This window comes from Streptomyces sp. NPDC091282 (assembly GCF_044757385.1).
In the GTDB taxonomy this organism is placed as follows: Bacteria; Actinomycetota; Actinomycetes; order Streptomycetales; family Streptomycetaceae; genus Streptomyces; species Streptomyces gramineus.
On the sequence record NZ_JBIVUX010000004.1, the window covers coordinates 861,033 to 883,496 of the forward strand.

The 22,464-nt window shown below is 72.8% G+C and carries 17 protein-coding genes; 11 read left to right on the forward strand and 6 right to left on the reverse strand.

The window, feature by feature from the left end:
* Positions 1-19: 19 nt before the first annotated feature.
* The gene (locus ACIQOE_RS22675) at positions 20-1,630 is read right to left on the reverse strand and encodes an acyl-CoA synthetase (RefSeq protein ID WP_401413275.1); all 1,611 of its coding nucleotides are present in this window, start codon (positions 1,628-1,630) and stop codon (positions 20-22) included.
* Positions 1,631-1,819: 189 nt separating this feature from the next.
* On the opposite strand from ACIQOE_RS22675, the gene ACIQOE_RS22680 reads away from it, so the two are divergent.
* The 8 genes from ACIQOE_RS22680 to ACIQOE_RS22715 all read left to right on the forward strand — a co-directional run bounded on the left by ACIQOE_RS22680 (position 1,820) and on the right by ACIQOE_RS22715 (position 10,658).
* On the forward strand, positions 1,820-2,620 hold the full coding sequence (locus tag ACIQOE_RS22680) for a crotonase/enoyl-CoA hydratase family protein (protein WP_362645609.1): 801 nt from the start codon (positions 1,820-1,822) through the stop codon (positions 2,618-2,620).
* 12 nt (positions 2,621-2,632) lie between these two features.
* The gene (locus ACIQOE_RS22685) at positions 2,633-3,574 is read left to right on the forward strand and encodes a Zn-ribbon domain-containing OB-fold protein (protein ID WP_401413277.1); all 942 of its coding nucleotides are present in this window, start codon (positions 2,633-2,635) and stop codon (positions 3,572-3,574) included.
* An 8-nt stretch (positions 3,575-3,582) separates the two neighbouring features.
* Complete coding sequence (locus ACIQOE_RS22690) at positions 3,583-4,659, forward strand: thiolase domain-containing protein (RefSeq protein WP_401413410.1); 1,077 nt, start codon at positions 3,583-3,585, stop codon at positions 4,657-4,659.
* Complete coding sequence (locus tag ACIQOE_RS22695; protein WP_365560027.1) at positions 4,656-5,822, forward strand: thiolase domain-containing protein; 1,167 nt, start codon at positions 4,656-4,658, stop codon at positions 5,820-5,822. Before ACIQOE_RS22690 ends, ACIQOE_RS22695 begins: the two co-directional genes overlap by 4 nt.
* 83 nt (positions 5,823-5,905) lie before the next feature.
* Positions 5,906-6,148 carry a DUF397 domain-containing protein gene (locus tag ACIQOE_RS22700; RefSeq protein ID WP_351324154.1) on the forward strand — a complete coding sequence of 81 codons (243 nt, stop codon included), beginning with the start codon at positions 5,906-5,908 and terminating at the stop codon, positions 6,146-6,148.
* A 149-nt stretch (positions 6,149-6,297) separates the two neighbouring features.
* Complete coding sequence (locus tag ACIQOE_RS22705; protein ID WP_365560029.1) at positions 6,298-7,200, forward strand: universal stress protein; 903 nt, start codon at positions 6,298-6,300, stop codon at positions 7,198-7,200.
* Positions 7,201-7,338: 138 nt separating this feature from the next.
* Complete coding sequence (locus tag ACIQOE_RS22710; RefSeq protein ID WP_401413280.1) at positions 7,339-10,023, forward strand: ATP-binding protein; 2,685 nt, start codon at positions 7,339-7,341, stop codon at positions 10,021-10,023.
* Between the two features lie 137 nt (positions 10,024-10,160).
* Entirely contained in the window at positions 10,161-10,658 is a 498-nt protein-coding gene (locus ACIQOE_RS22715) for a hypothetical protein (protein WP_351936193.1), read from the forward strand.
* A gap of 10 nt (positions 10,659-10,668) precedes the next feature.
* Here the strand turns inward: ACIQOE_RS22715 and ACIQOE_RS22720 are convergent, their stop codons facing one another.
* A complete protein-coding gene (locus tag ACIQOE_RS22720) occupies positions 10,669-12,657 on the reverse strand; it encodes an N-acetylmuramoyl-L-alanine amidase (RefSeq protein WP_401413282.1) in 1,989 nt (662 codons plus the stop codon).
* A 256-nt stretch (positions 12,658-12,913) separates the two neighbouring features.
* The gene (locus ACIQOE_RS22725; protein ID WP_351324162.1) at positions 12,914-14,053 is read right to left on the reverse strand and encodes an aminoglycoside phosphotransferase family protein; all 1,140 of its coding nucleotides are present in this window, start codon (positions 14,051-14,053) and stop codon (positions 12,914-12,916) included.
* 266 nt (positions 14,054-14,319) lie between these two features.
* On the opposite strand from ACIQOE_RS22725, the gene ACIQOE_RS22730 reads away from it, so the two are divergent.
* Positions 14,320-15,819 (forward strand): hypothetical protein, encoded by a 1,500-nt coding sequence (locus tag ACIQOE_RS22730; RefSeq protein WP_351324164.1) that lies wholly within the window; start codon positions 14,320-14,322, stop codon positions 15,817-15,819.
* A 53-nt stretch (positions 15,820-15,872) separates the two neighbouring features.
* Here the strand turns inward: ACIQOE_RS22730 and ACIQOE_RS22735 are convergent, their stop codons facing one another.
* Positions 15,873-17,303 carry a SpoIIE family protein phosphatase gene (locus ACIQOE_RS22735; RefSeq protein WP_365560035.1) on the reverse strand — a complete coding sequence of 477 codons (1,431 nt, stop codon included), beginning with the start codon at positions 17,301-17,303 and terminating at the stop codon, positions 15,873-15,875.
* A 348-nt stretch (positions 17,304-17,651) separates the two neighbouring features.
* On the opposite strand from ACIQOE_RS22735, the gene ACIQOE_RS22740 reads away from it, so the two are divergent.
* The gene (locus ACIQOE_RS22740) at positions 17,652-18,065 is read left to right on the forward strand and encodes an SsgA family sporulation/cell division regulator (RefSeq protein WP_351324166.1); all 414 of its coding nucleotides are present in this window, start codon (positions 17,652-17,654) and stop codon (positions 18,063-18,065) included.
* Positions 18,066-18,205: 140 nt separating this feature from the next.
* Positions 18,206-20,233 (forward strand): phosphocholine-specific phospholipase C, encoded by a 2,028-nt coding sequence (locus tag ACIQOE_RS22745; protein ID WP_401413286.1) that lies wholly within the window; start codon positions 18,206-18,208, stop codon positions 20,231-20,233.
* Here the strand turns inward: ACIQOE_RS22745 and ACIQOE_RS22750 are convergent.
* Together ACIQOE_RS22750 and ACIQOE_RS22755 are read right to left on the reverse strand one after the other, a co-directional pair.
* On the reverse strand, positions 20,223-21,251 hold the full coding sequence (locus ACIQOE_RS22750) for a Gfo/Idh/MocA family oxidoreductase (protein ID WP_365560040.1): 1,029 nt from the start codon (positions 21,249-21,251) through the stop codon (positions 20,223-20,225). The genes ACIQOE_RS22745 and ACIQOE_RS22750 overlap by 11 nt on opposite strands.
* A gap of 67 nt (positions 21,252-21,318) precedes the next feature.
* Positions 21,319-22,413: a chemotaxis protein gene (locus ACIQOE_RS22755; RefSeq protein WP_351324172.1), complete on the reverse strand. Its 1,095-nt coding sequence runs from the start codon at positions 22,411-22,413 to the stop codon at positions 21,319-21,321.
* Positions 22,414-22,464 lie beyond the last annotated feature (51 nt).

Consider the following 22,464-nt stretch of genomic DNA (forward strand, 5'->3'; position numbering starts at 1 on the left):
GCGACCGGGTCGGCCGCCGTCACCGGTCGGCGGCCACCGCGACCTCCCGCGCCCAGCGGTAGTCGGCCTTGCCGCTCGGCGACCGCTGGATGGACCCGGTGATCACCAGCTGACGGGGGATCTTGTAGCCGGCCAGCTGGGTGCGGCAGTGGGTCTGGATGTCCGCGAGAGAGGGCCGTCCCGCGCCCTCGCGCAGCTGCACCACGGCCGCCACATGACTGCCCCACTGGGCGTCCGGCACTCCGGCCACCAGCGCGTCGTACACGTCCGGATGGGACTTCAGCGCCTGCTCGACCTCCTCCGGGTACACCTTCTCGCCCCCGGTGTTGATGCACTGCGAGCCCCGCCCGAGGACCGTGACCACGCCGTCCTCGTCGACCGTGCCCATGTCGCCGAGGAGCACCCAGCGCGTGCCGTCCTTCTCGAAGAAGGTCTCGGCCGTCTTGCGCGGGTCGTTGTAGTAGCCGAGCGGGACATGGCCGCACTGCGCGACCCGGCCGGTCCCGCCCGCCGCCACCGGCTCGCAGGTCACCGGATCGACCACCTGGGTACGGGAGTTCACGCGCACCCTGAACCGGCTGCCGGCGCCGGAGTCGTCGGTCGCGGTGCCGTTGAAGCCGGACTCCGAGGACCCGAAGTTGTTCAGCAGCAGGCAGTTCGGGACGAGTTCGCTGAACTGCCTGCGCACGGTCTCGGAGAGGATCGCGCCGGAGGAGGAGACGCTGAACATGGAGGAGCAGTCGGTGCCCCGCAGCGGCCCCCGCAACGCGTCGATCAGCGGGCGCAGCATCGCGTCGCCGACCAGCGACATGCTGGTGACCTTCTCCTTCTCGACGGTCCGCAGCACCTCCTCGGGCACGAACTTGCGGTGGATCACGACCCGTTGGCCGAAGTTGAAGCCGATGAAGGTGGTGAGCGTGGAGGTGCCGTGCATCAGCGGGGGAGTGGGGAAGAAGGTGATGCCGGTGCCGCCGGCCGCGACCCGCTCCGCGAGCTCCTCGGGCCGCTTCACCGGCTCGCCGGTCGGTGCGCCGCCGCCCAGTCCGGCGAAGAACAGGTCCTCCTGACGCCACATCACGCCCTTGGGCATGCCGGTGGTGCCGCCGGTGTAGATGATGAACTGGTCGTCCGCCGAGCGTGCCGCGAAGCCTCGTCCCGGGGAGCCGGACGCCTCGGCCTCCGCGAAGGGCACCGCCTCGGGACCCGCGCCCGGTGTGCCCACCCGCACGAGGTGCCGCAGCTTCGGGGCCCGCGGCAGCGCCGCCGCGACCCGCTCGTCGAACTCCGCGTCGAAGACCAGCGCGACCAGGTCGGCGTCCTGGTAGAGGTACGCCAGTTCGTCCTCCACGTAGCGGTAGTTGACGTTGACCGGCACCACCCGCGCCTTCAGGCAGCCGAGCACCGTCTGGAGGTACTCGACGCCGTTGTAGAGGTGCAGTCCCAGGTGCTCGCCCGGACGGATCCCGCTGTCGGCCAGGTGGTGGCCGATGCGGTTGGCGGCCGCGTCCAGTTCCGCGTAGGTCAGCCGGCGTTCCGCGCCGGTGCCGGGGTGGTCGAGGTAGACCAGCGCCTCGCGGTCCGCGGCCACGTCGACGACCGACTCGAACAGATCGGCAAGGTTGTACTCCACCGCTCCTCCTGACCCCGGCAGACCATGGCGAAGAAAAGGCGCACGTGTCGGTTCGCCGGTCATCAGAGCAAAGGGCGCGACAAGTGGGAAGGGTTCGCGCGAAGAAATCTGACTGTCTGTCAGAAAACCCTTGAAGTGCCTTGCGCCCTCCTGCAACCTGTTCTCGTTCCGGCAGAGGGGAGAGGTTCCATGGGTGGGACAGAACACCTCACCGTACGGCGCGAGGGCGCCACACTGGTGCTCACGCTCAACAGGCCCGAGGCCAAGAACGCGCTCTCGATCTCCATGCTCGTCGGTCTGTACGACGGCTGGATCGAGGCCGACGAGGACGACGAGGTCCGCTCCGTCGTGCTCACCGGGGCCGGCGGCGCCTTCTGCGCCGGGATGGACCTCAAGGCGCTGGCCGGCGAGGGCATGGCGGGCGAGCGGCACCGCGACCGGCTGAAGGCCGACCCGGACCTGCACTGGAAGGCGATGCTGCGCCATCACCGCCCGCGCAAACCGGTGATCGCCGCCGTCGAGGGCCACTGCGTCGCCGGCGGCACCGAGATCCTCCAGGGCACCGACATCCGGGTCGCGGGCGAGTCCGCGACCTTCGGCCTGTTCGAGGTCAGGCGCGGGCTCTTCCCGATCGGCGGCTCCACGGTCCGCCTGCAGCGCCAGATCCCCCGCACCCACGCCCTGGAGATGCTGCTCACCGGACGGCCGTACACCGCTCGCGAGGCCGCAGCCGTCGGACTGGTCGGCCATGTGGTCCCGGACGGCGGCGCGCTCGGCAAGGCCCTGGAGATCGCCGGACAGATCAACGCGTGCGGCCCGCTGGCCGTCGAGGCGGTCAAGGCGTCGGTGTACGAGACCGCGGAGATGACGGAGACCGACGGACTCGCCGCGGAGCTGGCACGCGGCTGGCCGGTCTTCGACACCGCCGACGCGAAGGAAGGCGCCCGCGCCTTCGCGGAGAAGCGCACTCCCCTCTACCAGCGCCACTGAAGGAGACCGGGCATGCCCGAAGTCCTCAAAGCCCCCCTCGTCGTCGAGTTCCCCTTCACCCGCTCCCTCGGCCCGGTGCAGAGCGCCTTCCTCACCGGACTGCGCGAACGCGTCGTCCTCGGCGTACGCACCGGGGACGGCCGCGTCCTCGTCCCGCCCGTCGAGTACGACCCCGTCACCGCCGAGGAGATCCGCGACCTGGTCGAGGTCGCCCCCACCGGCACCGTCACCACCTGGGCCTGGAACCACGAACCCCGCCGCGGCCAGCCCCTGGACACCCCGTTCGCCTGGGTCCTGGTCCGCCTCGACGGCGCCGACACCGCCCTGCTGCACGCCCTGGACGCCCCCGGCCCCGAGGCCGTCCGCACCGGCATGCGGGTCCGCGTGCGCTGGGCCGAGGAGCGGTCCGGAGCCATCACCGACATCGCCTGCTTCGAGCCGTACGACGGCGGGACGGCCGAACTCCAGCGACACAGCGGCGCGTTCGAGGACGCCGTGCACGGCATCGTCGCCCACGCCCGCCTCGACTACACCTACTCGCCCGGCCGCGCCCAGGCCGCCTACATCGAGGCCCTGGCCGGCCGGCGGACCTGCGGCGAGCGCTGCCCCTCCTGCCGGAAGGTGTACGTCCCGCCGAGGGGCGCCTGTCCCACCTGCGGGGTGGCCACGACCGAACAGGTCGAGGTGGGTCCGCGGGGCACGGTCACCACGTTCTGCATCGTCAACATCAAGGCGAAGAACCTCGACATCGAGGTGCCCTACGTCTACGGCCACATCGCGCTGGACGGCGCCGGCCTCGCCCTGCACGGCCGGATCGGCGGCATCCCCTACGACCAGGTGCGGATGGGCCTCAGGGTCGAACCGGTGTGGACCGAGGGGGCCCGCTACCCGGACCACTACCGGCCCTGCGGCGAACCCGACGCCGACTACGACACCTACAAGGAGCTGCTGTGACCGCACCGATGAGGGACATCGCGGTCGTCGCCTTCGCGCAGACCGACCACCGGCGCACCAGCGAGGAGCTCTCCGAGGTGGAGATGCTCATGCCGGTCCTGCACGACGTCCTCGCACAGACCGGCCTGCGCACCGCCGACATCGGCTTCACCTGCTCCGGCTCCAGCGACTACCTGGCCGGCCGTGCCTTCTCCTTCACCCTCGCCCTGGACGGGGTCGGCGCCTGGCCGCCGATCTCCGAGTCGCACGTCGAGATGGACGGCGCCTGGGCGCTGTACGAGGCCTGGACCAAACTGCTCACCGGGGACGCGGACACCGCCCTCGTCTACTCCTACGGCAAGTCCTCGCCCGGCCCGGTCCGTGACGTCCTCACCCGCCAGCTCGACCCCTACTACCTGGCGCCGCTGTGGCCGGACTCGGTGGCCCTCGCCGCGCTCCAGGCGCAGGCCCTCCTCGACGCGGGCGAGACCGACGAGCCGGCGCTGGCCGCGGTCGGCGCCCGCAGCCGGGCGAACGCCGCCGCCAACCCCCATGCCCAGCTTCGGGGTTCGCTGCCGCAGGGGGACTACCTGGTCCGGCCGCTGCGCACCGGGGACTGCCCGCCCATCGGCGACGGAGCAGCCGCCGTGATCCTCGCGGCCGGGGAGCGGGCCCGTGAGCTGTGCTCCCGGCCCGCCTGGATCCGGGGCATCGACCACCGGATCGAGGCACACGGCCTCGGCGTCCGCGACCTGACCGACGCGCCCTCGGCCCGGCTCGCCGCCGAGCGGGCCGGCGCCTTCGAACGGCCCGTCGACACCGCCGAACTGCACGCGCCGTTCAGCTCGCAGGAGGTCGTGCTCCGCAAGGCGCTGCGCCTCGGCGACGAGGTACGGGTGAACCCGTCCGGCGGGGCGCTCGCCGCCAACCCGGTCATGGCCGCCGGGCTGATCCGGATCGGCGAGGCCGCCGCCCGCATCCACCGCGGCGACTCCGACCGCGCCCTCGCCCACGCCACCTCCGGGCCCTGCCTGCAGCAGAACCTGGTCGCCGTACTCGAAGGGGACCCGCCGGCGAGTCCCGCCCAGGAAGGGGATCCGCGATGAGCAAGGAGCCCGTGGCCGTCGTAGGGGTCGGCCAGACCAAGCACGTGGCGGCCCGCCGGGACGTGTCGATCGCCGGACTGGTCCGGGAGGCCGCCCGGCGCGCCCTCGACGACGCCGAGCTGACCTGGGCCGACGTCGACGCCGTCGTCATCGGCAAGGCGCCCGACTTCTTCGAGGGCGTGATGATGCCCGAGCTGTACCTGGCGGACGCGCTCGGAGCCGTCGGCAAGCCCATGCTCCGGGTCCACACCGCGGGGTCGGTCGGCGGCTCGACGGCACTGGTCGCCGCCAACCTCGTCGCCGCCCGTGTCCACTCCACCGTGCTCACCCTCGCCTTCGAAAAGCAGTCCGAGTCCAACGCGATGTGGGGCCTGTCCCTGCCGATCCCCTTCCAGCAGCCGCTGCTGGCGGGCGCCGGCGGCTTCTTCGCCCCGCACGTGCGGGCCTACATGCGGCGCAGCGGCGCCCCGGACACCGTCGGCTCGCTGGTCGCCTACAAGGACCGCCGCAACGCGCTCAAGAACCCCTACGCCCACCTGCACGAACACGACATCACCCTGGAGAAGGTCCAGGCGTCCCCGATGCTGTGGGACCCCATCCGCTACTCGGAGACCTGCCCCTCCTCCGACGGCGCCTGCGCCATGGTCCTCACCGACCGCGCCGGAGCGGCGCGCTCGCCGAAGCCGCCCGCCTGGATGCTGGGCGGCGCGATGCGCAGTGAACCCACCCTGTTCGCGGGCAAGGACGCCGTGTCGCCGCAGGCCGGCAAGGACTGCGCGGCCGACGTCTACCGGCAGGCCGGGATCGCCGACCCGCGCCGCGACATCGACGCCGTCGAGATGTACGTGCCGTTCTCCTGGTACGAGCCCATGTGGCTGGAGAACCTCGGGTTCGCCGCCGAGGGCGAGGGCTGGAAACTCACCGAATCGGGTGTCACCGAACTCGACGGTGACCTCCCCGTCAACATGTCGGGCGGTGTGCTCTCCACCAATCCGATCGGCGCCTCCGGCATGATCCGCTTCGCCGAGGCCGCCCTCCAGGTCCGCGGCCTGGCCGGAGAACACCAGGTGGACGGCGCCCGCAGGGCGCTCGGGCACGCCTACGGCGGCGGCTCCCAGTTCTTCGCGATGTGGCTGGTCGGCGCCGCCGCCCCCGACTCCTGAAAGGACCCCCTCACGTGGCCTGTCGAGTGCCCGGACCGAAAGCTAGGCTGGCCGCGGACGACGAATTCGGGAGGAGCACGGACGTGGCCGAGAGCACCATCCAGCAGCAGCCGGTACTGGGCTGGGACAAGCCGGAGCTGGACCTCAGCGAGGCCGAGTGGCAGTCCAGCAGCCGTGGCCTGGGGGATGTCCAGATCGCCTTTGTCGAGGGGTTCATCGCGATGCGCAACAGCGGGAGCCCGCAGAGCCCTTCCCTCATCTTCACCCCCGCCGAATGGGGCGCCTTCGTCTCGGGGGCCCGGGAGGGCGAGTTCGACCTGACCTGAGCACCGCCCCCGGCCCCGCGGCAGAGAGGTGAACCGGGGGGTGTTCCGCGAGGATTTCCGGACACGTGACCTGCAGCGCCCGTCCGGGGCCGCCGCCTGAGACAGGCTGGCCCCGGACGGGGAAGGTCGTATTCCGGAGGTGAGCAACGATGAGCACAGCGCCGGTCATCGCCGCGGTGGACGGTTCGGACGACAGTCTGCGCGCCCTGGACTGGGCCCTGGACGCGGCCCGGCGGCGGGACGCGCCGCTGCGGGTGGTGCACGTGCGCCAGTACGCCGCCTGGGGACAGCCGGACGTCATGGTCGCGGGAGACCATGAGGAGGCCGGCGACCCGGTGCTCGACGAGGTCCGCGACCGGCTGGCCGCCGACACCGCGGACGTGACCGTCGAGTACGTCGCCATGGAAGGCGCCCCGTCCGCGCTGCTGCCCGAACTGGGCGCCGACGCACAGCTGCTGGTGCTCGGCTCCCGGGGCCGCGGCGGCTTCGCCAGCCTCATCCTCGGCTCCAACGGAGTGGCCGCGGCACGGGACGCCCGGTGCCCGGTGGTCGTCGTGCCCAGGCCCGGCCGCGAGGTGCCCGAGGCGTTGTCCGTGCCCCCCGGCCCCCGGGTCGTGGTCGGCGTCGACGTGGACAGCCCCGACGAGGCCGCCCTCGCGTTCGCCTTCGCCGAGGCCGCCCGGCGCGGCGCCCGGCTGCAGGCGGTCGCCGCCTATCCGTGGCCGGTCCGGTTCTGGGCCACCGCCGGGGAACTCGCCCCGCAGACCGTCGACCAGGGCGAGGTCGAGCAGGAGACCCGCACGCTGGCCGAGGGCTTCCTCGCCCCGTACGTCAAGGAGCAGCCGCACGTGAGCGCCGGGGCCCTCGCGCTGCCCGGCGACGCGGCCGGCGCCCTCGTCTCCGCTTCCCAGGACGCCGAACTGGTCGTCGTGGGACGGCATCGCAGGCGCCTGTCGGCCCCGGCCCGCATGATGGGCTCGGTCACCCAGGCCGTCCTCCTGCACGCGGCGAGCCCGGTCGCGGTCATTCCGCCGCCGCCCGAAGAGTCATGAAGTGTCCTGTCAAGCCCTTCGGGTGAGTAACCGTCAGTAGGGAGCGGATCACGCTCATCAGGCGTACGCTGAGCTGCCTGCAAGCCACGGTCCGCGCCCGCTCCCCGCGCTCGCGCATCACCGTGGCGGGGGGTGGTCATGGGACAGCGGGTCCTTCGCAACCGGCGCACGCTCTTCGAACGTGAGAGCGAACTCGCCGTGGTCGACGAGGCGTTGGCGGAACTCACCGGCCTGAGCACGGACGGCGCCGCACCGGCCGACCGGTCGCTCGGCGCGCTGCTCGCCTTCGCCGGCCGCGCCGGCATCGGCAAGACCACGCTGCTGACCGAGGTCCGCCGCCGCGCCGCCGCCCAGGGCTGCACCGTGCTCTCCGCCCGCGGCGGCGAACAGGAACAGCGCGTCGCCTTCCACGTGGCCCGCCAGCTCCTGCAGCCCCGCCTCGCCGGCGCACCGGAGGCCGAACTCCGCGCCTCGCTCGGCAGTTGGTACGACATCGTCGGCCCCGCCCTCGGCCTGTGCGCGCCCACCGAGGGCGCCCCGCCGGACCTCCAGGGCCTGCGCGACGGCCTCGACTGGGTGCTCACCCACCTCGTGGTGCGCCAGGCCCCGGTGGTCCTCGTCCTCGACGACGCGCACTGGGCCGACCCCGAATCCCTCGGCTGGCTCGCCGCGTTCGCGCCCCGCGCCGAACAGCTCCCGCTGCTCTTCGTCGTCGCCTACCGGCCCGACGAACTCCCCGACCACGCCCAGTCGTTGCGCGGCCTGCCCGGCCGTGCGGGCGGCCGCCCGCACGACCTGGAACCGCTCAGCGCCGACGCCGTCGCCGGCCTGGTCCGCGAGAGCCTCGGCGCGCACGCCGACGACGCCTTCTGCCACGAGTGCTGGGCCGTCACCGCGGGCAACCCTTTCGAGACCGTCGAACTGACCGCCAAGGTCCACGACCGCGGCCTCGACCCCACCGAGGCCGGCGCCCCGCTGCTGCGCGACCTCGCCGCCGCCGTCAAGGGCAGCGGGCTGATCGCCCGCCTCGAACGCCTCGGCCCCTCCACCGTCCGGTTCGCCTGGGCCTGCGCCGTGCTCGGCACCGAGATCCACCCCGCGCTCGCCGCCGCCGTCGCCGGCCTCGGCCACGAAGAGGCCGCGGACGCCGCCGACGCCCTGCGCCGCGCCCGCGTCCTCACCGGCGCCGAGACCCTGGAGTTCGTCCACCCGCTGATCGCCACCGCCGTCTACCGGGCCATCCCGCCCGGCTTCCGGGTCGCCCTGCACGGCCAGGCCGCCTGGTGCGTCACCGACGACGGCCAGGCCGCCGCCACCGCGGCCCGGCACCTCCTGGAGACCCACCCCGAGGGCGACCCCTGGGTCGTCCAGCGGCTGCGGGCCGCCGCCGGCGAGACCCTGCGGGCCGGCGCCCCCGACGCCGCCTGCCGCTACCTCGCCCGCGCCCTGCGCGAACCCCCCTCCGCCAAGGACCGCGCCGCCGTCCTCTACGAACTCGGCAGCGCCTCCCTGCTCACCGAACCCGCCACCACCGTCAACCACCTGCGCGCGGCCCTCGCCGAACCCATCGCCGAACCCGGGCTGCGCCAGAACATCGTCTACCGGCTCTCCCAGGTCCTCGCGCACAGCGACCGGCTGGCCGAGGCCTCCGAGACCCTGGCCCGGGAGATCCGGGTGACCGGCGACGCCCGGGTCCGGATGCGGATGCTCTCCGAACAGTTCATGTGGGACGCCTTCCGCGCCGACGAACCCGACCACCCCTCCCGCTCCCGCCGGCTGTCCCGGCTCGCCGACCGGCTCCAGGGCCGCGACCTCACCGAGCGGTACATCATCGGCCTGCGCACCTGGGATGCGGTCCAGCGCGGCGAACCCGCCGAGGTCGCGCTCCACCACGCCGAGCGCGCCCTCTCCGGCGGCCTCGGCTGGGCCGAGCCGGACCGCGGTTTCGAGGTGCCCGTCCTGGTCGCCCTCGCCTTCATGTACGCCGACCGGCCCGACCGCACCGAGGAGCTCTTCGCCACCGGCACCGCCGACTTCGAACGCCAGGGCTGGCGCGGCGCGCACCTCTCCTTCGCCTACACCCTCCACGGATACGTCCGCTACCGGCGCGGCCGCCTCGCCGAGGCCGAGGATCTGGTCCGCTCCGGACTGCGGCTCGCCGAACGCGTCGGCCCCGGCACCCCCGTCTACTGGTACGCGGTCGGCACCCTCGTCCAGACCCTGCTGGCCCGCGGCCGCACCGACGAGGCCACCCGCGTCGCCGAGCAGCACTCCTTCCACGAGCCGTTCCCGGCGGCCGTGGTCTTCCCGGACGCGCAGACGGTCTACGGCGAACTGCTGCTCGCGCGCGGCCTCGTCCGGGAGGCGGCGGCCGAGCTGTCGGCGGCGGGCCGCCGCCTGGAGCCGCGCGGCATCCGCAACCCCGCCTGGTGCCCGTGGCAGCTCCACCTGGCCCGCGCCGAGAGCCACGACGCACCCGACCGCGCCTCGGCCACGGCCCTGGAAGCGGTCGGCCGGGCCCGCCAGTTCGGCACCCCGTCGGCGATCGGCCAGGCCCTGCGCACCGCCGCCGAGGTCACGACGGGCCCGGCCCGCCTGGCCCACCTGAAGGAGGCCGTCGCCCACCTGGAACGCTCTCCCGCCGCCTACGAACTGGCCCGCGCCCTGGTGGCCCTGGGCACCGAGCTGCGCGACCCCGCACTCCTCGGCCGGGGCCTGGAGGCAGCGGAGGGATGCCACGCGGACGGCCTGGCCGACGAGGCACGCGCGGCCCTGGCCTCGACCACGAAACGGACGGAGGACGCGAACTCCCCGCTCGGGTGACCGCGCGGCCCGTCCCGGCGGCGCGGCACCGGCCGCACCCGCCGCCGGCCGTCCTCGCGCCGCCCTCCTCGTCGCACCGCCGGCCGCCCCGGCGCCTTCGGCCCGGCACGGCGCCGCCGACCCGTACCATGGACCGCATGTCGTTCCTCCGTCGCCGCAGCGCCACTCCCGCCGGCCCCGACTTCGACGTCCTGGCCATGGACCCGGGCGACTGGCCCGGCAACCTCGGTGCCGGGCTGCTGCCCGCCCCCGACGGCACCTGCCAGGGCGTCTTCCTGCGCTACGACCTCTTCGGCGGCCGCGGCCCCGCGATGATCATCGGCAACCTCCCCGAAGGCTCCCCGGCCCGCGAGGTCGCCGCGGACGAGGTCCCCTTCGAGGTCGGCCAGCTCCTGCTCGCGCTGGAGAACGACGAGGACGTCACCGTCGTCGGCACCGAGGACATGCCGGTGCTCCAGGGCGACAACCTGCTGATCGTGCGCCGCCTCAAGCTCTCGGAGAGCCGCATCTCCTGCGTCCAGTTCGACCGCAGCGACGGTGTCCTCGTGACCATCGCCGCCTGGGACCGCCCGATCACGGACGACCTGTACGCCCTGCTGAAGCCGCTCCCGGCGGAGCTGTTCCAGCAGGGCTGACGACAGGCCGCTAGCGCCGCGCCCACCGGCTGGCCGGCGCCACGCTCACGTCGGCCGCGCGGACGAACTCGACCCGGTGGCCGTACTGGATCTCGTAGTACAGGTCCTTGCCGACCACCACCCGGTGCGTGTCGGTGTCGAAGGTGACCGCGTAGTAGTACTCACCCCGCAGCACGTCACCGATCACGTACTCCTGGCCCGCCGGGATGGTGTACGGCAGCGGGGACACCGCCTGCGCGGGTACCCCCGAGGGGTACGCCGCCGCCTCCGGATAGGCGCGGCCGTACACCGGGATGCTGGTCAGGCCGGCCTTCGGCGTCACCACCAGGCCGGTGGCGGGCACCGCCGTCGGCGCCTTCGCCGGGTTCCTGAACCAGGCCTTCTGCCCCAGGTACCAGATCGCCGTCCAGTCGCCCCAGGTGTCCGCCACCGCGTACTGCTGGCCGGTGGAGACCCGCGACGAGAGATCGTTCACGTCGGTCGTCGGCGTCCTGCCGAAGCCGATGTCCTTGATCAGGGCCGAGTTCTCGTCGTGGTCGGAGTAGAGCCTGACCTCGCTGGACCCGTGCGCGGCGCACGGCTGCCCGCCGGTGACGCAGCCGGTGTACGCCGGCTGGTTGGCGGCGTAGTCCGGCAGGATCGTCACCAGACCGCCCTTCTTGCCCGCGGTGCGCTTGAAGGGGTGGTCGAGCAGTTCGAAGTAGTGCCGCCAGTCCCAGTACGGGCCGGGGTCGGTGTGCATCCCGGGGATCGTGGAGGTGGTCGGTCCCGGCACGTTGTCGTGGCCGAGGATGTGCTGGCGGTCCAGCGGGATGCCGTATTCGGCGGTCAGGTACTTCACCAGCCGGGCCGACGAACGGTACATCGCCTCCGTGTACCAGGCGTCCGGCGCTGCGAGGAAGCCCTCGTGCTCGATGCCGATCGACTTGGCGTTGATGTACCAGTTGCCCGCGTGCCAGGCCACGTCCTTCGCCTTGACGTGCTGGGCGATCAGACCGTCGGTCGAGCGGATGGTGTAGTTCCAGGACACGTAGGTCGGGTCCTGGACCAGGTTGATGGTGCCGTCCCAGGCGCCTTCGGTGTCATGGATGACGATGTACTTGATGCTCTGTGCGGCCGGCCGGTCACCGAGGTCGTGGTTGCCGTAGTCGTCGTCCCCGAACTGCGCGTAGGGCGCCGGGATCCACTCGCACGACACCGTCGACGGGCATTCCGTGTCGTCGGTCCGCACGGTCCGCAGTCCGGTCAGCTCCAGCTGTGCCGTGTCGGCTCTGAGGCCCGGCCGGGCGGCGAGGGCGACATTCTGTCCCGCGTCCGTGACCCGCTGCTCGCCGGTGCGCAGGACGTCGAACACGTCGTTCGCGTAGGCCGCGGCGGTGGCCGCGTCGTCGGCGCCGGAGAACCGGGCGATCGCGCCGTACCAGTCGGCCGGGTCGGCGCTGAGCGGCTGGTGCAGGTCCCGCTGGGCGGAGGCGAGCAGGGCGGCGCCTCCGGCCACGTTCGAGGCGGGGTCGGTGCGCAGCCGGGCCGCCGGGATGCCGGTGAGGTCGGCTGCCCGGACGAGGGTCTTGAGCCGGGCCGGGAGCGCGGAGTCGGCCGGGACCGTGACGCGGGGGTGCAGGGCCGGGCGGGCGCTGTCGCCGCGGGCGTCCTCGGTGCCGTCGGCGAAGTGCTCGGTGGTGGTGGCCAGCGCGGTGCGTGCGTCGGTGAGGTGCATCGGGCCGTAGCCGCCGGTCACGCTGGGCGCGCCGCCGTGGGTGTCCCAGCGGGACTGGAGATAGGAGACGGCCAGCAGGACGCTCTGCGGCACGTGGTAGTCGGCGGCGGCGGAGACGAACGCGCGCTGGAGCAGTGCGGCGGACGCCGTGGTCTCGCCGGGCGGCGGAGCGGCACCCAGCAGCGGCAGCACCAGCGCCGCGGAGGCGACGGCGGCGGCCGCCGCCCTCCGCAGGTGTCTGCCGCCAGGCGTGGGCGCTGGCTCGGTGACGGATCCTCGCAATGCGGCCTCCTGGGGCGATCGAGCGCGGCGGGGCGTGCGGGGCTGAGCGTGGCTCAGTGGTACCGGCTTGCCGACGATCCGTCAATCATGCCCAGAAGGCAGAGAATTCCCATGTCATACGATGATCGTGGGAGTTTCGCGCCGGAGGCTTCCGGCCTGCGTGGCGTCAGTGGCGTACACCTCTGAACGCCGAGCGGCAGCCCGGGAAATCCGCGGCGCGCGATTGCCCTGAGCGCACCGCGGACTCCCGTCCCCGTCAGCGAGTGCCGACCGCCGCGCGGACGGCCCGGCGGGCCATCTGGCAGTCGTCGTGCAGCCGCCGGAGCAGCAGCCGCTGTTCCTCGCCGGTCGGCACGGCACCCGGGTGGGCCGTACCCGGTGCCGCCGGGGTCGCGTCGTGCATCGAACGCTGCACGGCGGTCTCGTAGGTCCGGATCTCCCGGGTCAGAACCAGCATCAGGTTCACCAGGAAGGCGTCCCGGGACGCGGGCCCCGCCGACTGCGCGATCTGGCTGATCTGACGGCGCGCCACCGGGGCGTCCCCGAGAACCGACCAGAGCGTCGCCAGGTCGTACCCCGGCAGGTACCAGCCCGCGTGCTCCCAGTCCACCAGCACCGGACCGGCCGGCGACAGCAGGATGTTCGACAGCAGCGCGTCGCCGTGGCAGAACTGGCCCATCCCCTGCCGGCCCGCCGCGACGGCGATGCCGTGCAGCAGCTTCTGCAGGTCACCCATGTCCCGGTCGGTGAGCAGGCCCAGTTCGTGGTAGCGGGAGATGCGGGCCGCGTAGTCCACGGGCGCGTCGAAGGTGCCGGCCGGGGGGCGCCAGGCGTTCAGGCGGCAGATCGCGCCCAGGGCGGCCCGGATGTCCGCCCGGGGCGGAGCCTCCGCCGGGTGGCGCTGGACCGCCGCGACCCGGCCCGGCATCCGCTCGATCACCAGCGTGCAGTTGTCCGGGTCCGCCGCGATCAGCCGCGGCACCCGGATCGGAGGCCGCTGCCGTACGAACGAACGGTATGCCGCTATTTCGTGGCGGATCCGCTCCGCCCAGGCGGGGGAGTGGTCCAGAAGACACTTGGCCACGGCCGTGCTCCGCCCCGTCGTCCCGACGAGGATGACGGACCGTCCGGAGCGCCGCAGCACCTGCACCGGGGCGAACTCCGGGCAGATCCGGTGCACCGACGCGATCGCGGTGCGCAGTTGCGCGCCCTGCGGGCCGGACAGGTCCAGTCGCCCGCTGAGCGGTTGGGTGCCGGGAACCATGGCGCGCCGCGGCCGGCCCACGACCGGTACGGCGGCCCCGGTTCGCGCGGGGTCGAGATAGGGTCCGCTGCCCGCCGGGCGGGGGCGCAGCGTCCGGGGCGGAGCGGACACGGAGGACGATGCTGCGTACATGGGCGATACAGATCCCTTCGTGTACCTGCGGTGCCTGCCTGAGAAGTCCTGCGAGAGGTCCTCGGCGCCCACCCGGCCCGGCCGCCCGGACACACCCTGGGGAGTGTGTCCGTCGAGTGGCGACCGGGTCGGGGTGGCGCTTTCCTACCTGACACCCGTCGCCCAGTGGCACACCATCTGGCGCACCCTGGCGAACCGTGGCGAATAGTCGCCCGGCAACCTGCACGGGGCTACTGTCAACTCAGCCGAGAACCTGGGGGCTTGACGTGAGCGGACAATCCAACACCCGTCTCTCGGACCTGTTCGGCCTGGCCGGCTGGTCCAAGGGCGAACTCGCGAGGCTGGTCAACCGGCAGGCGGCGGCCATGGGCCACCCCCAGCTGTCGACCGACACCTCACGGGTGCGGCGGTGGATCGACACGGGAGAGATCCCGCGCGATCCGGTGCCGCGGGTGCTGGCGGTCCTGTTCACCGAGCGTCTCGGCCGTGTCGTGACCATCGAGGACCTCGGTCTGGTACGGCACGGGCGTACGGGAAAACGGCCGGACGACGGGATGGCGGAACATCCCGACGGCATGCCGTGGGCGCCCGAACGAACCGCCGCGGTCCTCACCGAATTCACGGGAATGGACCTCATGCTCAACCGACGCGGCTTGGTGGGCGCGGGTGCCGCGCTCACCGCGGGATCCGTACTCAGCAGCGCCATGTACGACTGGCTGCACACCGACCCCACCCTGAAGGCCGACGCCCCCGTCCTCGACGACCCTCTGCACGCCGACCCCGCCGGGTTCGACCGCTACGAGGCCGCCCCCATCGGGTCCGAGGAGATCGAGGAACTGGAGCGTTCCGTCGAGGTGTTCCGTGCCTGGGACGCGGCCCGCGGAGGCGGGCTGCAGCGCAAGGCCGTCGTGGGACAGCTCAACGAGGTGGGCGGCATGCTCGCCTACCGCCACCCCGACCACCTCCAGCGGCGCCTGTGGGGCGTCGCCGCCAACCTGGCCGTGCTCGCGGGCTGGATGTCGCACGACATCGGCCTGGAGCCCACGGCCCAGAAGTACTTCGTCATCGCCGCGCACGCGGCCCGTGAGGGCGGCGACCGGCCGCGTGCCGGGGAGGCGCTCTCCAGAGCGGCTCGCCAGATGGTGCACATCGGCCGGCCCGACGAGGCACTCGATCTGATGAAACTCGCCCAGTCCGGCTCGGGACAGGAGGTACTGCCGCGCACCCAGGCGATGTTCCACACCATCGAGGCGTGGGCGCAGGCGTCCATGGGCAAGGGGCAGGCCATGCGCCGCACCCTCGGCCAGGCGGAGACCCTGTTCGTCTCGGACCGCAGCGACGTACCGCCGCCGAGCTGGATGCAGATGTTCAACGAGGCGGATCTGTACGGCATGCAGGCCCTGGCCTACCGCACCCTGGCCGACCACGACCCGAGCGCGGCCGCGCACGCCCGGCACTACGCGGAGAAGGCGCTGACGCTCAGGGCCGACAGCAAGCAGGAGCGGTCGAAGATCTTCGACTTCCTCTCCATGGCCTCCGCCTGCTTCATCGCGGACGACCCCGAACAGGCCGGTCACTACGCGCGGTTGGCGCTGGTGTCGATGGGATCGAACTCGTCCCACCGGACCTGGGACCGGCTGCGCCAGATGTACCGGCTCACCGCCGAGTACTCCAGCTACCCGAAGATCCAGGATCTCCGTGACGAGATCAAGCTCGCGCTGCCCAAGACCAGGAACAGGGGGTCGAACAACAGCGCCCAGGCGTAGAAGGCCTGCGCGCGACACCACACTCCGGTTGATCCGGGTGGCGGCAGCCGCCCTTATTCACTCACCTTGGCGATGAGCACGCAGGCCTCGTCCTCACGCTCGGTCTCGCCGAACTCCTCGATCACGGCCCGGACACAGTCCTGGGCGGTGGACGCCGCCCCGAACCGCGGGGACAGGCCGAGGAGACGGTCCAGGGAGTCCGCCGCGCTGTGCCCGGGCAACAGCCCGTCGGTGTGCAGCAGGAGCAGATCGCCCGGTTCCAGGGTCACTTCGGCCTGCCCGTAACCGGCTCCCGAGGCGGCACCGAGCAGGACGCCGTCCGGCGCGTTCAGTACGCACCCCGTCCCGTCGCGGAACAGCAGCGGGGCGGGGTGCCCAGCCTGCGCCCAGGCCAGGGTGCGGGTCGCGGGGCGGTAGCGGCAGCAGACGGCGCTGCCCAGGGCGGGCTGCACGGTCGCGTCGAGCAGCTGGTTCAGCAGGGCCATGAGCTGTCCCGGCGGGGAGCCGGCCATCGCCATGCCGCGTACGGCGCCCAGCAGCATCGTCATGCCCGAGGTGACGCCGGCCCCGTGTCCGGTGAGGCCGCCGATGCCGAGCAGCGTGTCGCCGTCGGGCAGGTCCAGCGCGTCGTACCAGTCGCCGCCGAGCGGGGTGTCGGTGCCGGACGGCAGGTGGCGGGCGGCGACGTCGAGGGTGCCCGGGCCGCCGCGCGGCAGCCGCAGCGCGTCCCGCCCCGGCGGCGGCGCGGTCTCCCGCGGTCCGGGCGCGGGCGGCTGTCCGGCCGGCGCCGTGCGGTGCCGGTGGCGCAGCGAGTCACGTGTCTCGCGCACGGTGCGCTGGCTGCGCCGCAGTTCGCTGACGTCCCGCAGGACGGCCCACATCGAGGCGGTGCTGCCGTCGCCGCCGAGCACGGGCTCGCCCATCATGTGCACGGTGCGGACGGTGCCGTCCGGCCGCTGGACGCGGAACTCGCCGTCTATCGGCTTGGCGTCGACCAGGCAGGCGGTGACCATCGCGGTCAGCGACGGCCGGTCCTCGTCCACCACCAGGGCGGGCAGTTCGTCGAGGCCGAGCGCGGGCACGGCCGGGTCGCGGCCGAGGATCTGGTACAGCTCGCCGGACCAGCTGGCCTCGTCTGTCAGGAGGTTCCACTCCGCGCTGCCGACCCGGCTGAGCAGTGAGCCGTGCGGGATGCCGGACGCCGCCGGCCGGCCCGTCGGTGCGGTGTCCGGGCCGGGCGCGGGCGGCGCGGGGCCGTCCCGCAGCTGCGCCAGGTGCTCGTCGAGGTCGTTGAGCTGATGCAGTGCCAGGTCGTACAGCGCGCGCTGCCAGCGGTCCCGGGGGTCCGAGCCGTCGCCGCGGGTGTCCCGTCGTACGGCGTCCACGTCGCCCTTGAGCCGCCGTGTCTGCGATATCAACGCCTCGACCGAGCCGCGCCCGGGCGGCTGGGCGGCGGGGCGGTCCGCGGAGACATGGGACGGCATGACGCACTCCGATGCGGGGACGGTACGGCCAGGACGGGCGGGGGACCGGTTACGACTGTTGCACAGCCCGCGACGCGTCGTAAGGGATTTGGCAACACCCGATACGGTGGTGCTTCTGGCATATGCCAGAGTCTTTTCGGGCAGGTGGACCGCCCTGAAAGGCGTACGCGGCCGGGTGGGTCAGGACGTAGGCGGACTACGTGACTTGACCTATTTTCAAGAGTCTTCGTGTCGCGCTCGGGCGGCTGTTCGACGCGTCTGCGCGCCCAGTGTCGCGGTCTCGGCCAACCGCGGCAACTCTGTCCGGATTTCGCGTCATGCGAAGGGCACCTGTGGAGTCCTACAGGCATGGACATCACTTTCGAGCAACCCGCCCGCGCCCGGCTGATCACCGCCGAGGACCAGGAGGTCCCGGTGCCCGCCACGCTCCGGTACACCTCCGGTGATCCGCTCGCCGTGTTCATCGACTTCCCGGCCGAGGTCACCCTCGGGGGCGAGGAGGTCACCTGGACCTTCGCCCGCTCGCTGCTCGACCAGGGGCTCGACGTCCCCGCCGGGCGCGGGGACGTCCACATCTGGCCCTGCGGGCGCGGCCGTACGGCGGTCGAGTTCCACTCGCCGCACGGGCTCGCCCTGCTCCAGTTCGACACCCAGGCACTCGTGCGGTTCCTGCAGCGCACGCACGAGGTGGTGGCGCCGGGGGAGGAGGACGTCGACGCGGTCGTGGAACGGGGCCTGAGCGCTCTGTTCGGGGGCGTGTGAGCGCGGTCGGGCGCGCACGGCACGCACTTTGAATGGTGTTCACTCCCGCCTCACCGCCGCGGACCTGAGCCTGACGGATGCCCCGTGCACCCTGGCGCGTGGTGTGCCGCCCGGGCACACCCGTGACGAGGACGGGGCGAATGACACCGATCAGCCGAAGAGGCTTCGTGGGGCTGGGCGCTTCCGTGGCGGCGGGCATGGCGGTGGGCGCCGCCGGCCCACGGACGGCGGCCGCGGCCCAGGGCGCGGCGACCGGCACGATCTCGGACGTACGGCACGTGGTCGTCCTGATGCAGGAGAACCGCAGCTTCGACCACTACTTCGGGCGCCTCAAGGGTGTCCGCGGCTTCGCCGACCGCAGCGGCATCACGCTGAGCGGCGGCTACCCGGTCTTCAACCAGCCGAGCGGCACGGGCCGCCAGTACCCGTGGAAGCTCAGCGCCACCCCCGACGCCGGCGGCCAGACCGGCGAGACCCTGGCCCAGTGCAACGGCGACCTGCCGCACTCCTGGTCCTCCCAGCACTCCGCGTGGAACAAGGGCCGCCTCGACAACTGGGTCGCGGGAGTCGGCAACGTACGGTCCCTCGGCTACCTGGACCGCTCCGACATCCCCTTCCACTACGCGCTCGCCGACGCCTACACCATCTGCGACGCCTACTTCTGCTCCACCCTCAGCGCCACCGGCCCCAACCGCACCTACCTGTGGAGCGGCAAGGTCGACTCCGCGAGCTACGACGGCGGCGACGAGTCCGGACTGACCTGGCAGAACTACGCCGAGGCCCTGCAGAACGCCGGAGTGACCTGGAAGGTCTACCAGAACGCCCAGGACAACTACGGCGACAACGGCTGCGCCTACTTCAAGAACTTCGCCGGCGCCAAGGCCGGCAACCCGCTGTACGACCGGGGCATGGCCTCCGTCCCGAAGGTGACGGGTTCCACCCCCGACGACATCGCCGCCGCCATCAAGGCCGACGTCCTCGCGGGCACCCTCCCGCAGGTCTCCTGGGTGGTCGCCAACCAGGCCTTCTCCGAACACCCCTACGCGCCGCCCGGTGACGGCGCCCACTTCGTCAGCCTCGTCTACCAGGCCCTCGCCGCCGACCCGGACGTCTTCGACTCGACGGTCCTGTTCCTCAACTACGACGAGAACGACGGTTTCTTCGACCATGTACCGCCCCCGGCACCGCCCGCCGGCACGGCCGGCGAGTTCCTGAACGGGGTGCCCTACGGGTTCGGCTTCCGCGTTCCGATGATCGTCGTCTCACCGTGGACGCGCGGCGGCTGGGTCTCCTCCGAGGTCTTCGAGCACACCTCGGTGCTGCGCTTCCTGGAGACCTGGACCACGGCCCTCGGCAAGCCCGCCAAGTGCCCCAACATCAGCGACTGGCGGCGCTCGGTGAGCGGCGACCTGACCGGCGTCTTCGACTTCGCCCACCCGGTCCCCGGCGCCGTGACCCTGCCCGCGACCGGCGTCATCGGCCTGTCCACCTGCGGTCCGCTGCCCAACCCGGTGCCCACCACCAACGCCCTGCCCGCGCAGGAGTCCGGCACCCGCCCGGCCCGCGCGCTGCCCTACCAGCCCAACGGGTACCTGGACCACCTGGAGTTCGGGACCGGCGGCAAGATCCTCGCCTGGTTCACCATGGCCAACCAGGGCGCCCCGGCCACCCGCGCGGCGCACCTCTCCATCCACCCGAACGCCTACCGGGACACCACGCCCTGGCAGTACACCGTGGCCGCGGGCGGCACCGCCTCCGACTCCTTCAACATCGGCACGGGGTACGGCGCGGGCAAGTACGACCTGAGCATGGCCGGCCCCAACCGCTTCCTGCGCCGCTTCCAGGGCGACGCCACCAAGGCCGGCAAGTCGGCCGAGGTGAGCACCCGTTACACCGTGGAGCCCGGTACCGGCAAACTCGCCGTCTGGTTCAAGATGACCAACTCGGGCTCCGCGCCGGTGAAGTTCACCATCACGTCGAACAACTACCGCACCGACGGCCCCTGGACGTACCAGGTGGCCGCCGGCGCCTCGGCCGAGGACTACTTCAACGCCGTGGCCTACCAGAACGGCTGGTACGACTTCACGGTCACGGTGGACTCCGACGCGACCTGGTCGCGCCGGTTCACCGGGCACCTGGAGACCGGCGCCGCGAGCGTCAGCGGCTGACGTCCCCGGCGTACAGGTCCGGGCGCGGAGCGAGTCGGACGGCCGTGCGGCCGCCGGACTCCAGCGCCCGGACCCCCGCCTCGGCCACCGCGGAGGACGCGTACCCGTCCCAGGCGCTCGGTCCGGTGACCCGGCCCTCGCGGGTGGCGTCCACCCAGGCCTGCACCTCGCGGTCGTAGGCGTCGGCGAACCGCACCAGATAGTCCTGGGGAACCTCCTCGCGGGCCGCGCCCGCGGTGGTGACCAGCAGGGAGTGGTCCTCGCCGATCCGGGCGCTGCCCCGCTCGCAGACCGCCTCGCAGCGCACCTGGTAGCCGAAGCCGCAGTTGACGAAGATCTCGACGTCCACCAGGGCGCCGCCCGCGGTCTCGAAGAGCACCAGCTGCGGGTCCAGCAGCCCCTCGGGGGCGCCCGCGGAGGGCCGGGGCCGCAGCACGGTCACCGCGGTCAGCTCCTGGCCGAGCAGCCAGCGGGCCGCGTCGATCTCGTGCGAGACCGAGCTGTCGATCAGCATGGCGCTGGTGAAGCCGGGCGGCGAGGACACGTTGCGGTGGGTGCAGTGCAGCATCAGCGGCCGGCCCAGGCTGCCGCCGTCCAGCAGCGTCTTGAGGCGCCGGTACTCGGCGTCGTAGCGGCGCATGAACCCGATCTGCGCCAGCCGGCGGCCGAGCGCGGCCTCGGCCTCCACGACGCGGAGCGCTCCCGCGGAGTCCGGCACCATGGGCTTCTCGCACAGCACCGGCAGCCCTCGGGCGAAGGCCGCGAGCAGCGGCTCCTCGTGCGCCGGGCCGGGCGAGGCGATCAGCACGGCCTGGACACCGGGCGCGTCCAGGGCGGCCAGCGGATCGGCGTGGACGGTGACCCCGTCCAGGCCGGCCGCGGCCGCCTTGGCGCGGTCCAGGTCGGGATCGGCGACGGCGGCCACCCGTGCGCCGCTCACCACCTGGTCGAGCCGTCGTATGTGGTCGGCGCCCATGTGTCCGGCACCCAGTACCGCGACGCCCAGCAGCTCAGCCACGCCCACACTCCCTTGTCAGCCGACGATCACGCTGAGAGCCTAGACGCCGGCCGGGCGGGCGGGCCGGTCAGTACCGGAGCACCCCGGCGATGCCGTTCTCGTCGTCCAGGGTGCCGTCGGGGACGAAGCGGACGTCGGCACCGGTCTCCAGGCACTGCTCGACGATCTCGTCCACGATGTCGTCGCGGGCGTCGAGGTCGCCGCTCGCGGCCGGGACCAGGTGGTCGCCGTCGTCACGGACGGTCGCGCGGTAGTTCTCCTCGACGGCGAGCAGCCGGACGCGGCCCTCGCGGGCGCTCTGCCAGACCTCGTCGACACCGGCCGCGAACGTCCGGCGGCCGCGCGCCGATTCCAGTTCCCGCGTCACCGAGGCGGTGTTGCGCCGGGAGTCCGCGTCCAGCAGCGGCTGGATCACCTGCCACACGGCCTCGGGACCGGCGTGCGTGAGGCCGCCGTGCTGCACCGGGATGGTGTACCGGGCGACGTTGCCGAACTCCTCCCACAGGGAGAGCGCGGCCTGCTCGCCGGTGACGTAGAGGCGCCTCGGCTCCTCGCGCAGCAGCGCGGCCATCACGGTGTCCGCGTCCCGCAGGAAGCGCTTGGTGTCCTCGTCGCGGAAGGTGCTCGGCATGTCGCCGATGCGCTGCAGGCGTTCGGCGTCGAAGTTCTCCTGGCTGCGGGTCATCGGGAAGCCGCCGGCCCCGCTCTCGGTGACCCGGTCGACACCGCCGTCCCACAGCGTGGCGCGGTCGGCCGAGATCGACAGCACCCAGAACGGCCGTTCGGCGGCCTGGGCGGAGACCAGGTTGCGGGTGAGGAAGGTGTCCGAGAGCACCACGCGCTCGGGCACGCTGCGGGCCAGCGACCACACCTGGTGCTCGCCCGGCGCGGCGAAGATCACCAGGCCGTCCTCGGCGTGCGCCAGATCGATCTCGGCGAGGGCCCGGTCCAGTTGGTCGAAGAGGTCGCTGCGGCGCTCGCGGGTGACCGCGGGATCGGTCTCCAGCTGCTTCTTCGCCTCGGCGACGACGTTGCGCAGCCGGACGGGATCCTGTGCGTTGTCGGGCTCGCGACGGTGCGTCGGCGTCAGCACCGAGACGGCGGGGTAGGGGCGCGGGCGGCGCAGCTCGGCGAGGGTCGAAGGACTGAGTGCGTGCTCCATATCAGCACCATAGGGCGGATTCGCACGTACGGCATTTGGGGTAATCGGCCC